A 17,088-nucleotide genomic window follows, 5' to 3' on the forward strand; every position below is an offset into this window, starting at 1 on the left:
AGGACATCGCCAGATTTGCATGCGCCTTCTCCACGCTGCAGGTGCTGCCACGCTGTCCGCGCGATCGAGATATTGGATCTCCCTCAATCATTGGAACGGTTCGCATGAGTGCACGACAACGGGCGTCGCCGTTCCCAACAGCGCGGCAAGTGAAGCTGCCCGCCGCACTCTCGTACGTCCGAAGCCCTTCTTTGAGCTCCTCAACGCGCAGCGCTGCTACATGCGAGGTCGGCGCTCAGGTGCGGGCCCTGCGACTCGCGGCGGGGGTCTCGGGTGGCAAGGTTGCAGCCGCCTCCGGCATTTCTGCATCCATGCTGTCTCGCATCGAGCGGGGCTTGGTATCTCCCTCGGTTGATACCCTTTACCGCATAGCGCGTGGGCTGAACGTTCCGATCTCGCGGTTCTTTGGCGATCAGCCAGGCCGAACCGACTTTTCCCATGTGCCCGCCGGCAGGGGAGTGCAGGTGGACCGCGTCGGAGCCGTTGCGGACTACCGCTATGAACTGATCGGCCACATCCTTTCAGGAAATCTCTTCGTCGAACCCTACCTTGTGACGCTTCTGCCAAGCGCCGAGCCCTATGTCACGTTCCAGCACCCGGGTCTTAAGTTTCTGTACCTGCTGTCGGGCGGAGTGAGCTATCGGTATGGAACAAAAGTGGTCCAACTCAAGGTGGGAGATTCACTTCTCTTCGACGCTACGGCATTGCATGGGATCGAGGCCGTAGAGGTGCAGCCTGTGTCATACCTATCCGTCGTTTTCACCCTGCGCGGATAGTCACCCTGAAAAGACCCCACGGGCCTGAACGTGGACAATTCGCGAAATCTGGCGAAGAGCGTGACAGTGGAGTAGGTCGCGGGGCAAGCGGCATACTGTTGGTTGTACGGAAAGAATAAAGTTCGTCGATAACAATAAAGATCGTCGGAGAGGCCCACCTCTGGCCGGCAACTTCGGACTTCGACGAGCCCGTCACCGATTGACAACAGTACGGAACACCTGCCAGGGCGGGCGCTCTACAAGTTTGTGTGCCGCCACTGTCGCAAAGTCCTCTTCGGTTGGGACTTGAGCTAGTCGGTTGGTGCATTCGGCAGCACTCGGCCACAACCGAGCGTCCTCGCCGGGTCCTGCGGGGGTAGTGCCCTTGCACTGGTCCGTATCATTTTGTATCCTGCATGCGTTCGGCACTTTCTGCCGGCGCGTCAACAACCACAAGGACAAAATGAAAGCGTTTTTGCTGCTCACAACCGCCGCACTACTCGCGGGATGCGGTACCACCTCTGGGCGGCTTGGCCCACTTCCTGAGGTCTCCGATAGCTCAACCGCTGCAAAGGTGACGGTCGTCAGAGTAAGCAGCATGGTCGGTGCAGCCAACGGGTACATCGTCGCATTGGATGGCAAAGACATCCTCGGCATTGGCTCCGGTGAGCACGCCGAGTTTTCCGTCACTCCGGGGGAGCACTATCTCGGCGTGAAATGCTTCGGCGGATTCACTCCGACGTGGAAAGAAGATTCGCTCAGGTTTGCTGCGAAGCATTCATCGTCGAGCTACTTCGTCGTGAGTCCGAGCATGAGTTGTGCTGCGGTCAGGGCCGCCGATGAATCAGAGGCCAAGAAGCTTCTCTCGAATAGCAAGGCCGTCAACCTGAACAAACTCGTGAGCAAATAGGCGCCACAGAAGAGGCCGCCGCGGCCTTCCAAGCTATCGCCGCTGGCGGCCATCACCGGACAGTCGCTCACCCGCCGGCTACGACCGGTCTTGCGGAAACCTGCCGTTGGCGCCAGTTGATGCCCGACGGCAGTGTCCACAGCGCGTCGAGGTGCCGGTCCGGATCGGGCACTGTCAGTGGCCTACGTCAGAATCAAGGGTTTACCCGTAATCCCTGGCTTCGTTGTGGTCAACCACGCGGCGAGCTTGCTGCCCCATTGGAGATCTCATCTGCCAGCGTTCGCAGCAGGGGCACGTAGCGCGTGGCGATCTCGCGATCGGACACAACGTTGTTCTGCAGGACAAGGTTGATTGCGCCGATTGCGTGCTCACCGATCCGAATCGGGAAGCCTACGGCGGTCACACTGGCCTCGCTTAGCCATTCGCCCTTGTTCACCGCATATCCGCGCCTTCGCGTCTCCCGCAGAACTCGTTTCACATAGGCGCTGTCTCGTGCCATTTCACCGATAGCGTCAGTGCGCTCTTGCAGCAACGACAGCGTGGCCTCGCGCTCCTCGTCTGCGCACCAGCTCAACCAGGCTCTCCCGAGCGAAGACACCAGCATCGGGATACGGATGCCTATCGTCGCTCGGTGCTGCGAAAGCATGCTGACGCGGTGGGTGGATTCCCGCACGATCATGAAACCACCGTCGGGCGTGGCCAGGTCGCTCGGCCAGGACAGGGCACGCAGATGGGCACGCATCGCAGGTGCCGCTACGCGGTCGATCCAGTCGGCGCCCACGTAGCCCTCCGACAACCGCCTGACCTCGAAACCCAAGGCATAGGACGCGCCTTCATCCTTGTGGTGTACGAGACCTTCGGTCTTCAACGTCTCGAGCAAGCGCTTGACCGTCGTGCGGTGCAGCCCTGTGATGCGAGCCAGTTCGACCACCCCACCGATCCCGCCCGGCATCGCGTTCAAGGCCCGCAGGACCGCCAGTCCGCGGCTCAACCCACGGACCTCACGGTAGAGGGAAGCGTCCCCGAAGCTTTCGGAATGGGGCATGCGGCGAGCTCTTCTAGGTGCACTCTGTGCACGGACTATACGACGAGAGGCCCCGCTCGGACACTGCAAAGCGTACGCAGAACCTGCGACGACCAGAGCCTCAACACCTATTAGGAGACCAGATGACCATCACTCGCCGTGCCCTGTGCACCCTCGCCGCCCTTGGCCTTGCCGCCAGCCCGACCTGGGCGCAAGAGTGGCCCGCCAAGCAGCCCATCCGCATCATCGTGCCGTACCCGGCCGGCGGCAACGCCGATTCTGCGGCGCGCGCCGTCGCGGAGGCGGCGTCTGCCAATCTCAAGCAAACGATCATCATCGACAACCGCCCGGGCGCGTCCTCGATCATCGGCACCGAAGCCGTCGCGCGGGCGCCGGCAGACGGCTACACGATCGGTGTGGTGTCGGACTCCCATGCCATCAACCATGCGATGGCGAAGCTGCCCAAGGCAGCCGACGTCCTCGGCGCCAAGGTGCCGTACGACGCGCTCAAGGACTTCGTTCCTGTCTCCGGAATGATCATCGTGCCCTTGGTGCTCGTGGTGAATCCCAAAGTACCGGCACGCACTATGAAGGAGCTGGTGCAACTGTCCAAGGACAGCAAGAGCTCCGGCCTGAACTTCGGCACGATGGGAACAGGAAGCCCGTGGTTCATCCACATGCACCAGCTGCGTGGCCTGACCAAGGGTGAGTTCGTCGATGTTCCCTACAAGGGCCTGGCTCCGGCGGCCACCGACTTGCTGGCAGGACAGATCGACACGATGGTCATGCCGGTGCACTACGCGCAGCAATACATCAAGGCAGGCAAGCTGGTGCCGATCGCCACGCTGGGCGCCCAGCGCCATCCGCTGTTGCCCGACGTCCCCACCGTGGCCGAAAGCGGATACCCGGGACTGGCGATCTCCAACTACCTCTTCTTCGTCGCACCGGCCGGGACGCCGCCCTCCATCGTGGAGAAATTGGGCCGCGAGTTCAACGCGGCACTCAAGCAGCCGGCGATGAAAGACAAGCTCGGGATCTCGGGCGACCCGTATCCGGCCGAGTCCGCCGAACTGGCAGCGCGCGTGCGCCGCGACATCGAGACCTATGGCGCGGTCATCCAGACAACCATCAAGTAACCCATCAGGAAGCACATCATGACCCGACCGGAAGAGTTTCAAACCGACGTGCTGGTGGTGGGCACCGGCCCGATGGGGGCGACGACTGCCCTTGCACTGGCGACCTATGACGCGCGCGTGCACGTCGTCAACCGCTACAACTGGACCGCGAACACGCCGCGTGCGCACATCACCAACCAGCGCGCCATGGAAGTCCTGCGCGACCTTGGCGTCGAGCAGGAAGCGCGGCGCGATGCGACGCCTTGGGAGTGGATGGGCGACACGCTCTTCACCACCAGTCTTGCCGGACCGGAGATCGCCCGGCTGCGCACCTGGGGCACCGGCGACGAGCGCATCGGCGACTACCTGCAAGGCAGCCCGTGCCCGATGATGGACCTGCCCCAGAACAAGATGGAGCCGCTGTTGGTGAAGAACGCCGTCGAGCGCGGCGCTGTCTTCTCCTTCAACACCGAGTACCTGAGCCACGAGCAGGACGACACCGGCGTGACCGTGATGCTGCGCGACGTGCTCACGGGTCGCGAGTACCAGTTGAGAGCGCGCTATCTGGTGGGCGCGGACGGTGCCAAGTCGAAAGTGATGGACGATGCGGGCCTGAAGGTGGAGGGGCAACTCGCGCGCGCCGCCACGGCCTACGTGCTGTTCACTGCCGACCTCACGCGCTACGTGGCCCACCGGCCCAGCATCCTGTACTGGATGGTGACCTCCGACGCCTCGTTCGGCGAGATCGGCATGGGCCTCTTGCGTGCCATCGAGCCATGGAACCAATGGATCGCGGGCTGGGGGTTCGACATGTCGAAGGGCGAGCCCGACTTCTCGCCCGAAGAAATCAAGCGCAAGGTGCGCGCGCTGGTGGGCGATCCGGAGCTGGAGTTCAAGGTCGACAGCACCTCCGTCTGGTACGTCAACCAGGCCCATGCGCCCGTCTACTCTTCCGGCCGCGTCTTCTGCGGCGGCGACGCGGTGCACCGCCATCCGCCATCGAGCGGCCTGGGCTCGAACACGTGCATGCAGGACGCCTTCAACCTGGCCTGGAAGCTGGCTTTCGTGGTGAAGGGGCACGCCGGCGAGCATCTGCTGGACTCGTACACCCTGGAGCGCGCACCGGTCGGCGCGCAGATCGTCAAGCGTGCCAACCAGTCGCGGCTGGACTATGCCCCACTCAACCAGGCCTTCCGCAACACGGACGCGCCGGATCCCCTCGCGGCTGGAATCGACGAACTGGCCGATCCAGGACCGGCGGGCGTCGCTCGACGCTCCGCGTTGGCCGAGGCCCTGAAGCTGAAGAACTACGAGTTCAATGCGCAGGGCGTCGAGCTCAACCAACGTTGCGTGTCCGAGGCTGTCATTCCGGAGCCCGACGCAACCGAGGAAGTGTGGAAGCGTGACCCGCAGCTTCACGTCCAACCCACGACCCGTCCCGGCGCCAAGCTGCCTCATGCCTGGCTGGTGGGACAGGACGGCCGTCGCGTGTCCACGCTGGATCTGGTGGGCAAGGGGAAGGTCTCTCTGGTGACGGGCATCGCGGGCCAAGCCTGGGCGGATGCTGCGAAGGCGATGGATCTGCCCTTCCTCAGGACGGTCGTGATCGGCAGCCCGGCTGCGCAAGACGTTTACTGCAGTTGGCATGCGGTGCGTGAGATCGAGGAAGCAGGTGCGCTGCTGGTGCGACCCGATGGTGTCGTCGCCTGGCGCCACCGTGCCGCCGTCGCTGACACCGCGCAAGCCAGGGAGGAGCTTGAACAGGCCCTGGCTTCCCTGCTGAACCAGAAGTCGCGGGTGTTGGAGGCGGCGTGATGGAACGCGCTTTCCTCGGCATCTCGCATTCGCCGCTGATGGGACTCAACCCCGTCGCACCGGCGGTGGAGCAAGAACTGAAGGCCGCCATTGCCAGCGCGCGCGAGCAGGTGTTGGCCTTCGCGCCGGAGCTCGTCGTGCTGGTGGCGCCGGACCATTACAACGGGTTCTTCAACGAGCTGATGCCGCCGTTCTGCATTGGCACGCAGGCGCGCTCGGTGGGAGACTATCTGACACCGGCTGGTGACCTCAACGTGGATGCCGACGCGGCGGTGGCCCTGGCCTCACGCTTGATGGATGAGGACTTCGACCTCGCCGTCTCCCGCCGCATGCAGGTCGACCATGGCTTTGCGCAGTCGCTGCAGCTCATGTGGGGCGGCCTGGATACGCCTCCGGTGTTGCCGATCTTTCTCAATGCGGTGGCTCAGCCAGGAATCCCGCGCTTGCGCCGCTGCCGCGCGCTCGGGCAAGCGATCGGCCGCTTTCTCGACAACGAGCCGCGGCGCACCCTGCTCATCGGCTCCGGCGGGCTCTCGCACGAGCCACCGGTTCCCACGCTCTCGCATCCCGACGCGGCGGTTCGCGAACGCATCACCCGCCGCAGCGAGCCGACACCGGCTGAGCGCGAGGCCAAGACGCAGCGCGTGATGGCGGCGGGCCGCGCCCTTGCGGCGGGCGACAGCGCCATGAAGCCCATCAACCCGGATTGGGACTGTCGATGGATGGATGGTCTTGTCGGCGGCGCCGCCGGACTCGATGCGCTGTGCGCGCTGGGCGAGGACAGCATCGAAAAGGAAGCCGGCCTTTCGGCGCACGAGTCCAAGAGCTGGCTCGTGGCGCGCAGCGCGCTCACCGTCGACCGGCCGCTGTCCTGCACGGTGCGCCACTACCAGGCCATCCCCGAATACATCGCCGGCTTCGGCCTCATGTTGCTGAAGCAGACCCACTGAACAGGAGACCCCATGGACCCCCGCATCGAACAATGGGCCGAGCGCTTGCGCCAGGCCGAGGCTCAACGAGAGCCGATTTCCCCACTGCGCGACGAGCTCGGCGCCGACCCGGACGGCAGTCTCGCATACGCCATCCAGCAGGCGAACGTCGCCCATGCCGTGGCCCAAGGCCGACGCGTGGTCGGCCGCAAGATCGGCCTGACATCCCCCGCCGTGCAGCGCCAGCTTGGCGTCGACCAGCCCGACTTCGGCACCCTGTTCGCCGACATGCTCTACGGCGATGACGAAGAAATACCGATCTCGCGCACGCTGCAGCCCAAGGTCGAGGCTGAAGTCGCGTTGGTCCTTGAGCGTGAACTCCCAGCCGCCGATACCACCTTGGTGGAATTGATCGGGGCCACGGCCTACGTCCTGCCGGCCATCGAGATCGTCGGCAGCCGTATCGCCAACTGGAACATCCGATTCGCCGATACGGTCGCCGACAACGCCTCCAGCGGCTTGGTCGCGCTAGGCGGCGTGCCCACAAAACTCAACGGCCTGGACCTCAAGTTGTGCGGCATGACGATGCAGCGCGGCGACGACACCGTGTCCACCGGCAGCGGTGCGGCGTGCCTGGGCCATCCCCTCAACGCCGCCGTCTGGCTGGCACGGAAGCTGGCCGCCCTTGGGCAACCGCTGCGCGCAGGGGATCTTGTCCTCACGGGAGCGTTGGGGCCGATGGCGCCAGTGTCCGCCGGCGACCGCTTCGAGGCACGCATCGAAGGTGTCGGCAGCGTGCGTGCGCGCTTCTCCGCAGCATGAACTTCCCCACCACCTCCAGTGCGATTGCATCAACTGCAGCAGTCGCCACACCACTCAAGGAACAAGCATGACCCGCAAGCTCAAGGCCGCCATCATCGGTAGCGGCAATATCGGCACGGACTTGATGATCAAGATCCTGCGCCATGGCAGGCACATCGAGATGGGAGCGATGGTCGGCATCGACGCCGCCTCCGATGGACTGGCCCGCGCCGCGTGCATGGGCGTCGCAACGACCCACGAAGGCGTGGAGGGCCTCTCACGCATGCCGGTGTTCGCCGACATCGACGTCGTCTTCGATGCGACCTCGGCCGGCGCGCACATCAAGAACGACGCATTCCTGCGCGGCCTCAAGCCGGAGATCCGCCTGGTGGACCTGACACCGGCGGCGATCGGGCCCTATTGCATTCCCGTGGTCAATGGTCAGGCGCACCTGGATGCGCCAAACGTCAACATGGTCACCTGCGGCGGCCAGGCCACCATTCCGATGGTGGCGGCCGTCTCGCGCGTGGCCAAGGTTCACTACGGCGAGATCGTCGCCAGCATTTCCAGCAAGAGCGCCGGCCCCGGCACACGAGCCAACATCGACGAGTTCACCGAGACCACGTCGAAGGCGATCGAAGTAGTGGGCGGCGCTGCCAAGGGCAAGGCCATCATCGTGCTGAATCCGGCCGAGCCGCCGCTGATGATGCGCGACACCGTCTACACGCTGAGCGAGTTCGCCGACGAAGACGAGATCGCCGCGTCCGTCGAGCGCATGGCCGCCGACGTGCAGGCCTATGTGCAGGGGTACCGCGTCAAACAGAAGGTGCAGTTCGACCGCATCGAGGCCGATCGCCCGATCCGCATCCCGGGCGTGGGTGCACGCATGCACGGCCTGAAGACCTCGATCTTCCTGGAGGTCGAAGGCGCTGCGCACTACTTGCCGGCCTACGCGGGCAACCTCGACATCATGACCAGCGCCGCTTTGCGCACTGCCGAATCCATGGCCGAGCGGATGCTCGCCGCCGTGCCCGCCTGAAGGAGACACCCATGAGACACCAACCCGAAAAGAAGATCTACATCTCCGACGTCACCCTGCGTGACGGCAGCCACGCCATCCGCCACCAATACAGCGTCGCGCAGGCCAAGCAGATTGCGAAGGCACTCGACGAGGCCAAGGTCGATTCCATCGAAGTCGCCCATGGCGACGGCCTGCAAGGCGGCAGTTTCAACTACGGCTTTGGCGCGCACACCGATGTGGAGTGGATCGAGGCGGCCGCCAGCGTGGTCAAGCACGCGAAGATCGCAACGCTGCTTTTGCCCGGCATCGGAACCGTCCACGACCTCAAGGCCGCCTACGAAGCAGGCGCGCGCATCGTGCGCGTGGCCACCCATTGCACCGAGGGCGACGTATCCAGGCAGCACATCGAGTACGCGCGCCATCTCGGCATGGAAGCCGTGGGCTTCCTGATGATGAGTCACATGACCACGCCGCAGGCCCTGGCGGAGCAGGCCAAGCTGATGGAGAGCTATGGTGCGACCTGCTGCTACGTGGTGGACTCAGGCGGTGCGCTGAGCATGAATGAAGTGCGCGATCGTTTCCGCGCATTCAAGGACGTACTCAAGCCCGAGACGCTGACCGGTATGCATGCCCACCACAACCTGAGCCTGGGCGTGGCCAACAGCATCGTCGCGGTGGAAGAAGGCTGCGACCGGGTGGACGCGAGCCTGGCGGGAATGGGCGCCGGTGCGGGCAACGCGCCGCTGGAGGTGTTCATCGCAGCGGCCGCGCGCATGGGATGGAACCACGGCACCGACCTCTACAAGCTGATGGACGCCGCCGACGACATCGTCCGTCCCTTGCAGGACCGCCCGGTGCGCGTGGATCGCGAGACCCTGGCGCTCGGCTATGCCGGCGTGTATTCGAGTTTCCTGCGCCATTCGGAAGTGGCCGCCGGCAAGTATGGGCTGAAGACGGTCGACATCCTGGTCGAACTGGGCAAGCGACGCATGGTCGGTGGTCAGGAAGACATGATCGTCGACGTAGCCCTCGACCTGCTCAAGGGCATCGAGCACGAGCGCATTCACCAGCCGCCCACCATGAGTGAGGCCGCTTGAGTCCTCTTCTTCAATCCGCACATCCGAGACCCAACATGTCCACCGAAAACACCGCCATCACTGAATCCAACACGAGCCGCTTCGTCCGCATCAAGGAAGGCGAGCTCGATATGCAACTGCACTACAACGACGCCGGCAGCGGCGACGAGACGGTCGTGATGCTCCACGGCTCGGGCCCGGGCGCCAGCGGCTGGGCCAACTTCAACCGCAATGTCGAGCCGCTGGTTGCCGCCGGCTACCGCGTCGTCCTGATGGACTGCCCGGGCTGGAGCAAGAGCGATCCCGTGGTCAGCACCGGCTCCCGTTCCGACCTCAACGCACGCGCCCTCAAGGGCCTGATGGACGCCATCGGCCTCGACAAAGCGCACCTGATCGGCAACTCCATGGGCGGCCACAGCGCCGTGGCCTTCGCGGTGGCCAACCCGGAGCGCGTGGGCAAGCTGGTGCTGATGGGCGGTGGGACCGGGGGCCTCAGCCCGTTCGTGCCGATGCCCACCGAGGGCATCAAGCTGATCGGTGCCCTCTACCGCGATCCGACGATTGAGAACCTCAAGCGCATGATGAACGTGTTCGTGTACGACACGAGCAACCTCACCGAAGAGCTCTTCCAGGCACGCCTGGACAACATGCTCAGCCGTCGCGATCACCTCGAGAACTTCGTCAAAAGTGCCGAGGCGAACCCGAAGCAGTTCCCGGATGTGGGTCACCGGCTCGGCGAGATCGCGTCTCCGACGCTGGTGGTCTGGGGCCGTGATGACCGCTTCGTTCCGCTGGACATCGGCCTGCGCCTGGTGACAGGACTTCAGAAGGCCGACCTGCACGTCTTCAGCCGCTGCGGCCACTGGGCGCAGTGGGAGCACGCCGACAAGTTCAACCGCATGGTGCTGGACTTCCTGGCGCACTGAACCCGATACGGACCCCGCTACTTCCAAGGAGACAACATGACCAAGATGATGCGCGCTGCGCGCCTGCACAAGATCGGCGAACCGTTCCAGGTCGACACCATCCCCGTACCCGAGGTCCGTCCCACCGACGTCCTCGTCGAAGTGAAGGCTGCGGGCGTCGTGCCGAACCTGCGCAACGTAGTGACCAACTACCCGAAGTGGTTCCCCTTCCTGCCGTTGCCCGCGTTACCTGCAATCTATGGCCTCGACTCGGCCGGGGTGGTAACCCAGGTGGGCAGCCAGGTCCGCGCGGACATCAAGCCCGGCGACCGCGTGTACGTGAACCCGGGCCTGTCGTGCGGAAGTTGCCTTGCATGTCGGCGCGGCGATCACATCAACTGCACGGCCTACACGTTCCAGGGCTACTTCGGCTTCGGCCCCGGTTCCCAGCAGATCTTCGAGGACTATCCGTATGGCGGTTTCGGCCAATACCTGACGGCCCCGGCTTCCAACCTGGTGAAGCTGCCGGACAGCATCAGCTTCGAGCAAGGCGCTCGCTTCGGCTATCTCGGCACTTCCTACTCGGCGCTGCGCAAGGCGCAGTTCGCGCCCGGCCAGACGGTCCTGATAGACGGCGGGACCGGTACGCTGGGCCTTGGCGCGGTGATCCTTGCCTTGGCCATGGGCGCGGCCAAGATCTTCGCGACGGGTCGCAACAAGGCGCTGCTGGACAAGTTGCACAACCTTGACCCGACGCGAATCGTTCCCATTGCCCTTGGGGCACGGCCAACTGCAGAGATCGTGATGGAAGCCACCGGTGGCTACGGCGTCGATGTACTCATCGAGGCGCTGGGTCCGAACGCGGCGGTTTCTACTGTTCTTGACTCGTTCAACGCGCTGCGCCGTGGCGGCAAGGCGATCAATATCGGCGGCGTTGCGGACCCAATACCGCTCGAGCCGTTCCCGCTGATGTGCCTGCAGAAGTCCTACATCGGCTCACTTTGGTTCACGACCGCGGAGGGGCAGGACATGGCTGCGATGGCACACGCGGGCACGTTGAACCTCGGCGTGTTCGAGCACGAGCGCTTCCCGCTTGAAAAAGTCAATGAGGCCCTGGACGCAATTGACCAGCGCGGCGGTGGGTTCACCAACGTCGTGATCATGTATTGATCGGCCAACGAGGAGAACAACATGCACATCCGACGCATCGTCACCGGCCACGATCAGACCGGCAAGTCCATCTTCCTGAAGGATTCCGCCGCGTCTCGGACGACCGAGTTCAAGAATGTTCCGGGTTTCGCCACGTCGCTGTTGTGGGAGACCTCGCCCGACGCTTCAGTGCCCGCGACGGAAGGCGACCCGACGGTCTCTGCCCGTTCCTGGGCTCCCCCACCAGGCGGCACGAACCTGATGTTTATCACCTTCCCTCCCGACGCTGTGATGCAGAGTCCTGGATTCGATCCAGCAGCCGCGGGTGCCGAGTACATGCAGGTACTACCCGGCCTTGCAGAGAGGTTCGAGATGGACCACCCCGGCATGCATACCACCGATTCCGTCGACTACGGCGTACTGATCGAGGGTGAACTACACCTTGAGCTCGATGATGGCGCCACGAAGAAGCTGGCGCCGCGCGATGTGGTCATCCAAAACGGCACACGCCACGCCTGGCGCAATAAGAGCGACAAGCCGGCGACCATGCTGTTTGTCCTCGTGGGGGCAAAGCGCCCCTGATAGCCGTTCAATCCGAATCGTAGCGCTGACCTCTTCGACCGCTTTCGCTCGCATAGCTGCCCCTCGTCGATCGAGTGTGGATGGCAGGAGTGGGCCCCAAGCCGACATAGCCACAATTCCAAAGCCGCCGTTCACCCAAATGAAACCCACCGCGCGACTCTGTCAAGTCGGGGGTACGAGCCGAAGAATCCATTGGAGGTTGGGAAACTCGTTGAGGGGCGGGCTGTTGGCTACCGGCCTCCGTCTACGAGCGTTCCAGCCTGCAATGCTCACACTCGCTCGAAGATTGCCGCAATGCCCTGTCCGCCACCGATACACATCGTAGCCAGCGCGTACCTTCCGCCAATGCGCCGCAGCTCATGGACGGCTTTGGTGGCAATGATGGAGCCGGTCGCTCCCACGGGATGTCCGAGCGAAATGCCCGATCCGTTGGGGTTGACCTTCGCCAGGTCGAAATGAAGGGCCCGACTCACCGCACAAGCCTGCGCCGCAAACGCCTCATTCGATTCGATGACGTCAAGGTCGTCTACGGTCAATCCCGCCCGCTGCAGTGCCAAGTGAGTCGCAGGGACAGGGCCGAGCCCCATATATCTGGGATCCACGCCCGCATGCGCATAGCTCACGAGTCGTGCCAAAGGCTTCAACCCTCCCTGCCGGAGGGCATTCTCAGTAGCCAGCACCACGGCGGAAGCACCGTCATTGATACCGGACGCGTTGCCGGCCGTGACAGTCCCGTTCTCCTTGAACGCGGGTTTCATCTTTGCAAGTTGCTCGAGGGTGGTGCCGCCGCGCACGTGTTCGTCAGTATCGAAGATCACCGTTCCTTTCCTGCTCGGGACGTCGATGGCAACGATCTGTGACCTGAACCAGCCTTCGGCAACGGCGCGGGCAGCCCGCACTTGGCTTTCCAGCGCCAGTTCGTCCTGCATCTCGCGTGTGATCGCAGCTCGGTCAGCAACGTTCTCCGCCGTGATCCCCATGTGGATCCGATGGAACGGGTCGTGCAGAACGCCCATCATGTAGTCCGTCGCCTGGATGTCTCCCATCCGGCCGCCCCAGCGGGCAGCAGCCAGCAGGTAGGGCCCTCGACTCATGGATTCGGCGCCTCCGGCCACGGCAATCGACGCTTCTCCAAGCAGAAGCGTCTGCGCGGCCGAGATGATGGCCTGCAAGCCGGATCCGCAGAGACGATTGACATTGAACGCCGGGGTCTGATGCGGGATGCCGGCTTCGACCGCGGCAACGCGCGAAAGATAAGCGTCGCGCGGTTCAGTGGGTATGACGTTGCCCATCACGACATGGCCGACGCTTTCAGGATCGACCCCGCTACGCTCCAGTGCGGCCTTGACCGCCGTGGTCGCCAAGTGCGAAAGCGGAATTTCCTTCAGCGATCCGCCGAAGCTGCCGATGGCAGTGCGGACGGCACCGACGACGAATACATCTTGGTTCTTCATGTCGTTCCCTCAAACAACCTGGACTTCACGGTCCTGGACTTGTGCATCCTTCGCTGCGACCGGCTGATGCAGCTGTTCAAGAAGGTAAGCCTCGCGCCTGCGCGCAGCGTTCACGTTCGCCTCTTTCACATGCCCATAGCCGCGCATGGTCTGCGGCAGCCTCGCGAGTTCCAGAAGAGTTGCAGTCTGTTCGGGCCGCGCCTCGGCGAGCACCTGCCGCATCTGCCCGAGGTAACGCGCAATCTCGGCACGCTCGCTGCGGCGCTCCGCCGTGTAGCCGAATACGTCGAAAACGGTGCCCCGCAGGACCTTGCCCTTGGCGAGCCACCGGAAAGCGGCTGCCACCCATGGTCCGTATGCCTTCTTCAGCAAACGTCCATTGCCGTCACTCTTGGCCAAGAGCGGCGGTGCCAAGTGAAAGTGCAGCTTGTAGTCCCCCTCGAACTCGCGGTCGATGCGCTCAAAGAACCCGCTGTCCGTGTAGAGGCGGGCCACCTCGTACTCGTCCTTGTACGCCATCAACTTGTAGAGGCTTGCGGCGACCTCGCGAGCCACGCGGTCACCGCCCAATGTGGCTTTCTCCAGTGCCGCAAGTTCTCGAACGCGAGCCTCGAAATGTTGTGCGTACCTATCGTTTTGGTAGCCGGAAAGCCGCGCTTTGCGATCGGCAACTACAGTTTCCAATGACAGGGTGCGCTGCGGCAGCAGCATCACTTGCGCAGTGTCCATGCCCGCAGCCGCACGCACCTTGTCCAACTCCAGGGCAGCTTGCCGCCCCCAAGCAAACGCCGCGGTATTCATTGCCACGGCGGCGCCGTTGAGTTCAATCGCACGGAGCAGCGATGCCTCGGAAAGGGGGATTCGGCCCGACTGCCACGCGAACCCCAGCATGAAGACATTCGTCGCCACTGCGTCGCCCAACAGCTTGGTCGCAAGGCGAGACGCGTCGATCGTCGTAATCTGCTTCACCCCAGCTTTCAACTGCTGCAGCAACTCTTCGGGACGAGCCTGCCAATCCAGGTTCTTCGTGAAGCCGCCGGTAGGCGCGACATGGGTGTTCACCACGGCGTGAGTTCGCTCGGTGCCGGATGCGAACAGCGCTTCCTTGCTTGCAGCGACCATGAGATCACAGGCCAGCAGCAGATCCACCTGCTTCTGGCCGATTCGCGCACCATGCAGTGCGTCGGGCTTCGCGGCCAAACGCACATGCGACATCACCGCACCGCCTTTCTGCGCCAGGCCCGCCATGTCAAGGATGATGACGCCCTTGCCTTCGATGTGAGCTGCCATCCCCATGAGTGCACCGATGGTGACGACTCCGGTTCCACCCACGCCGGTGATCAATACGTTGTACGGCTGGTCGAGCGGCGGAACGACAGGTTGGGGCAAGTCTGCAGGCAATGCATTCTTGGACTTGGAAGCCTTGCGAACAGCACCGCCCTCGACGGTCACGAAGCTGGGACAGAAGCCTTTGACGCAGGAATAGTCCTTGTTGCACGAGCTCTGGTCGATGGTTCGCTTGCGGCCGAGCGGCGTTTCGAGCGGCACGATGGAGACGCAGTTCGACTGCACACCGCAGTCGCCGCAGCCTTCGCACACTTCCTCGTTGATCACCATGCGCCTCGGCGGATCGACCATCTCCTTCTTCTTGCGCCGGCGCCGCTTTTCGGCGGCGCAGGTTTGCGCGTAGACGATGACCGAAACGCCCGACGTGTCCCGCAACTGACGCTGCACCTCGTCAAGCCGGTCCCGATGGCTGACGACGATGCCCGCTGGCAAGCCTCCCAAGGCCTGCCAGGACGCAGGATCATCGGACACCAAGTGCAAGTTCTTGACACCCTCGGCTGCAACCTGCTGCAGGATCTGGATGGCGCTCAGGCTCCCTTCGACAGGTTGCCCGCCCGTCATCGCCACCGCGTCATTCGCGAGAATCTTGTAGGTGATGTTGACGCCCGCGGCAATCGCGGCGCGCAGCGCCAGCGAACCAGAGTGGCTGTAGGTGCCATCGCCAAGGTTCTGAAAGATATGCCCCTCGGTAGTGAACGGTGCATGGCCGATCCAGGCGGCCCCTTCACCGCCCATCTGCGTGATGTTGCCGGTGTTGCGGTCCATCATCATCGCCATCGCGTGACAGCCGATCCCGGCACCGGCGCGCGACCCCTCGGGGAGCTTGGTCGAGGTGTTGTGCGGGCAACCCGAGCAGAAGAACGGCAGCCGCTGCGGAAGCGTCGGGTCGAGGGCTGCCGCGCATCCAGCATTGGCCAAGACCGCTGTTGCCGACTGCGGCAGTGCACCTGCGCCGAGCACTTGTAGCAGACGCTGCGCAATGACTTTGGCGATCAGGGCCGGGGTGAGTTCGCCATTCGGGGGCAGCAAAAATCCGTTTGGGGAGCGGACCCACTCCCCTTCACCGTCAGCTTTGCCGACAACGCGCGGGCGGCTATCGGCCGGTGCGTTGTAGAGCTGTTCTTTGATTTGCGACTCGATCACGCCTCGCTTCTCCTCCACGACGAAGATCTCGACCAAGCCTTCGGCAAATTCGGTCACGCAGACAGGTTCGAGCGGCCAGCTCATGCCGATCTTCAACAGGCGCAGCCCAAGGGATTTGGCGCCGGCCTCGTCGATGCCGAGTAACGACAGCGCTTCACGCGTGTCCAGGTAGCTTTTTGCCCGTAGTCACGATGCCCAGTTTGGCGTTCGGAACTTTCCACTCCTGCCGGTTCAATCCGTTCAGCCGAACGTACTCGAGCACGGCCTGAAGCTTGTCGCGCAACAGCCGCGCTTCCTGCTCCATGGGAGGGTCCGGCCACCGGATCGAGAGCGAACCCGGCTGGATCTGCTGATTGTTCGGCACCTTTGTCTCGATCGCCATCGGGTCGATCTCGAAGGATGAGGTGGTCTCGATCGTTTCGCTGACGGCCTTGAAGCCGATCCAGCAGCCCGAGTACCGTGACATCGCCCAGCCGTGCAAACCGAATTCCAGGAACTCACGCACGCCCGAAGGATTGAGCACGGGCATCGCCGCGGCGATAAAGGCTTGCTCACTCTGATGCGGCAGGGTGGATGACTTGCAGGTATGGTCGTCGCCCGCGATCGCCAACACACCACCGAATCTCGATGTGCCGGCGATGTTCGCGTGCTTGAAAACGTCGCCGCTGCGATCCACACCCGGACCCTTCCCGTACCACATGGCGAAGACGCCCTCCACCGTGGCCTTCGGATCCATGGCGACCATCTGCGAACCCCACACCGATGTCGCGGCAAGCTCTTCGTTGAGCCCGGGGTTGAACGTGACGTTGTTCTTCTCGAGAAGTTTCTTCGCCTTCCAGAGCTCTTGGTCGACGGAGCCGAGCGGCGATCCGCGGTAGCCAGAGACGAAGCCGCCGGTCTTCAGGCCCTCCGCTTCGTCGCGCGCCTTTTGCACCATCAGCAGACGCACCAGTGCTTGCGTGCCAGTCATGAACACTCGGCCCTTCGGCAGCTCGTACTTGTCATTGAGGGAAACGGTGGTGCTCATGCCATCAATACCTTGCATAGGGGTAGGGATTGTTC

Annotated in this window: 13 protein-coding genes and 1 pseudogene; 11 read left to right on the top strand and 3 right to left on the bottom strand. The window is 63.6% G+C overall.

The window, feature by feature from the left end; all coding sequences use genetic code 11:
• The first annotated feature begins 191 nt into the window (after positions 1 to 191).
• Positions 192 to 776, top strand: coding sequence for a helix-turn-helix domain-containing protein (locus tag ACSQ9I_RS31055; RefSeq protein ID WP_436317078.1), 585 nt, complete (start codon positions 192 to 194; stop codon positions 774 to 776).
• Between the two features lie 442 nt (positions 777 to 1,218).
• Positions 1,219 to 1,665, top strand: a complete 447-nt coding sequence (locus ACSQ9I_RS31060) for a hypothetical protein (protein WP_436315927.1) — start codon at positions 1,219 to 1,221, stop codon at positions 1,663 to 1,665.
• A 229-nt stretch (positions 1,666 to 1,894) separates the two neighbouring features.
• On the opposite strand, the gene ACSQ9I_RS31065 is transcribed toward ACSQ9I_RS31060, so the two are convergent.
• A complete protein-coding gene (locus ACSQ9I_RS31065; protein WP_436315928.1) occupies positions 1,895 to 2,710 on the bottom strand; it encodes a DNA-binding transcriptional regulator in 816 nt (271 codons plus the stop codon).
• A gap of 122 nt (positions 2,711 to 2,832) precedes the next feature.
• On the opposite strand from ACSQ9I_RS31065, the gene ACSQ9I_RS31070 reads away from it, so the two are divergent.
• From ACSQ9I_RS31070 to ACSQ9I_RS31110, 9 genes are all read left to right on the top strand, one after another.
• Positions 2,833 to 3,825, top strand: coding sequence for a Bug family tripartite tricarboxylate transporter substrate binding protein (locus tag ACSQ9I_RS31070; protein ID WP_436315930.1), 993 nt, complete (start codon positions 2,833 to 2,835; stop codon positions 3,823 to 3,825).
• A gap of 18 nt (positions 3,826 to 3,843) precedes the next feature.
• On the top strand, positions 3,844 to 5,619 hold the full coding sequence (locus ACSQ9I_RS31075) for an FAD-dependent oxidoreductase (protein WP_436315931.1): 1,776 nt from the start codon (positions 3,844 to 3,846) through the stop codon (positions 5,617 to 5,619).
• A complete protein-coding gene (locus ACSQ9I_RS31080) occupies positions 5,619 to 6,569 on the top strand; it encodes a 3-carboxyethylcatechol 2,3-dioxygenase (protein ID WP_436315932.1) in 951 nt (316 codons plus the stop codon). The genes ACSQ9I_RS31075 and ACSQ9I_RS31080 overlap by 1 nt, the downstream gene beginning before the upstream one ends.
• Positions 6,570 to 6,581: 12 nt before the next feature.
• Positions 6,582 to 7,370: a 2-keto-4-pentenoate hydratase gene (gene mhpD, locus ACSQ9I_RS31085; RefSeq protein WP_436315933.1), complete on the top strand. Its 789-nt coding sequence runs from the start codon at positions 6,582 to 6,584 to the stop codon at positions 7,368 to 7,370.
• Positions 7,371 to 7,437: 67 nt separating this feature from the next.
• Positions 7,438 to 8,388 carry an acetaldehyde dehydrogenase (acetylating) gene (locus tag ACSQ9I_RS31090; RefSeq protein ID WP_436315934.1) on the top strand — a complete coding sequence of 317 codons (951 nt, stop codon included), beginning with the start codon at positions 7,438 to 7,440 and terminating at the stop codon, positions 8,386 to 8,388.
• 11 nt (positions 8,389 to 8,399) lie between these two features.
• On the top strand, positions 8,400 to 9,467 hold the full coding sequence (gene dmpG / locus ACSQ9I_RS31095) for a 4-hydroxy-2-oxovalerate aldolase (RefSeq protein WP_436315935.1): 1,068 nt from the start codon (positions 8,400 to 8,402) through the stop codon (positions 9,465 to 9,467).
• A gap of 35 nt (positions 9,468 to 9,502) precedes the next feature.
• On the top strand, positions 9,503 to 10,372 hold the full coding sequence (locus ACSQ9I_RS31100) for an alpha/beta fold hydrolase (protein WP_436315936.1): 870 nt from the start codon (positions 9,503 to 9,505) through the stop codon (positions 10,370 to 10,372).
• 36 nt (positions 10,373 to 10,408) lie between these two features.
• Positions 10,409 to 11,521 (top strand): alcohol dehydrogenase catalytic domain-containing protein, encoded by a 1,113-nt coding sequence (locus ACSQ9I_RS31105; protein ID WP_436315937.1) that lies wholly within the window; start codon positions 10,409 to 10,411, stop codon positions 11,519 to 11,521.
• Positions 11,522 to 11,542: 21 nt separating this feature from the next.
• Positions 11,543 to 12,082, top strand: coding sequence for a cupin domain-containing protein (locus ACSQ9I_RS31110; RefSeq protein WP_436315938.1), 540 nt, complete (start codon positions 11,543 to 11,545; stop codon positions 12,080 to 12,082).
• Positions 12,083 to 12,351: 269 nt separating this feature from the next.
• Here ACSQ9I_RS31110 and ACSQ9I_RS31115 read toward each other — a convergent pair whose 3' ends face one another.
• Together ACSQ9I_RS31115 and ACSQ9I_RS31120 are read right to left on the bottom strand one after the other, a co-directional pair.
• On the bottom strand, positions 12,352 to 13,536 hold the full coding sequence (locus tag ACSQ9I_RS31115; protein ID WP_436315939.1) for an acetyl-CoA C-acyltransferase family protein: 1,185 nt from the start codon (positions 13,534 to 13,536) through the stop codon (positions 12,352 to 12,354).
• 9 nt (positions 13,537 to 13,545) lie between these two features.
• A pseudogene (locus tag ACSQ9I_RS31120) lies at positions 13,546 to 17,071 on the bottom strand (indolepyruvate ferredoxin oxidoreductase family protein).
• Between the last annotated feature and the right edge of the window lie 17 nt (positions 17,072 to 17,088).

The sequence above is a fragment of the Variovorax sp. LjRoot84 genome, from assembly GCF_964254305.1.
Classification (GTDB): domain Bacteria; phylum Pseudomonadota; class Gammaproteobacteria; order Burkholderiales; family Burkholderiaceae_C; genus Variovorax.

Bases quoted from the DNA above. Each gene is read 5' to 3' on its own strand.
- dmpG (WP_436315935.1), top strand. From the start codon at position 8,400: ATGAGACACCAACCCGAAAAGAAGATCTACATCTCCGACGTCACCCTG.
- ACSQ9I_RS31065 (WP_436315928.1), bottom strand. From the start codon at position 2,710: ATGCCCCATTCCGAAAGCTTCGGGGACGCTTCCCTCTACCGTGAGGTC.
- ACSQ9I_RS31110 (WP_436315938.1), top strand. From the start codon at position 11,543: ATGCACATCCGACGCATCGTCACCGGCCACGATCAGACCGGCAAGTCC.
- mhpD (WP_436315933.1), top strand. From the start codon at position 6,582: ATGGACCCCCGCATCGAACAATGGGCCGAGCGCTTGCGCCAGGCCGAG.
- ACSQ9I_RS31070 (WP_436315930.1), top strand. From the start codon at position 2,833: ATGACCATCACTCGCCGTGCCCTGTGCACCCTCGCCGCCCTTGGCCTT.
- ACSQ9I_RS31080 (WP_436315932.1), top strand. From the start codon at position 5,619: ATGGAACGCGCTTTCCTCGGCATCTCGCATTCGCCGCTGATGGGACTC.
- ACSQ9I_RS31060 (WP_436315927.1), top strand. From the start codon at position 1,219: ATGAAAGCGTTTTTGCTGCTCACAACCGCCGCACTACTCGCGGGATGC.
- ACSQ9I_RS31100 (WP_436315936.1), top strand. From the start codon at position 9,503: ATGTCCACCGAAAACACCGCCATCACTGAATCCAACACGAGCCGCTTC.
- ACSQ9I_RS31115 (WP_436315939.1), bottom strand. From the start codon at position 13,536: ATGAAGAACCAAGATGTATTCGTCGTCGGTGCCGTCCGCACTGCCATC.
- ACSQ9I_RS31090 (WP_436315934.1), top strand. From the start codon at position 7,438: ATGACCCGCAAGCTCAAGGCCGCCATCATCGGTAGCGGCAATATCGGC.
- ACSQ9I_RS31075 (WP_436315931.1), top strand. From the start codon at position 3,844: ATGACCCGACCGGAAGAGTTTCAAACCGACGTGCTGGTGGTGGGCACC.
- ACSQ9I_RS31105 (WP_436315937.1), top strand. From the start codon at position 10,409: ATGACCAAGATGATGCGCGCTGCGCGCCTGCACAAGATCGGCGAACCG.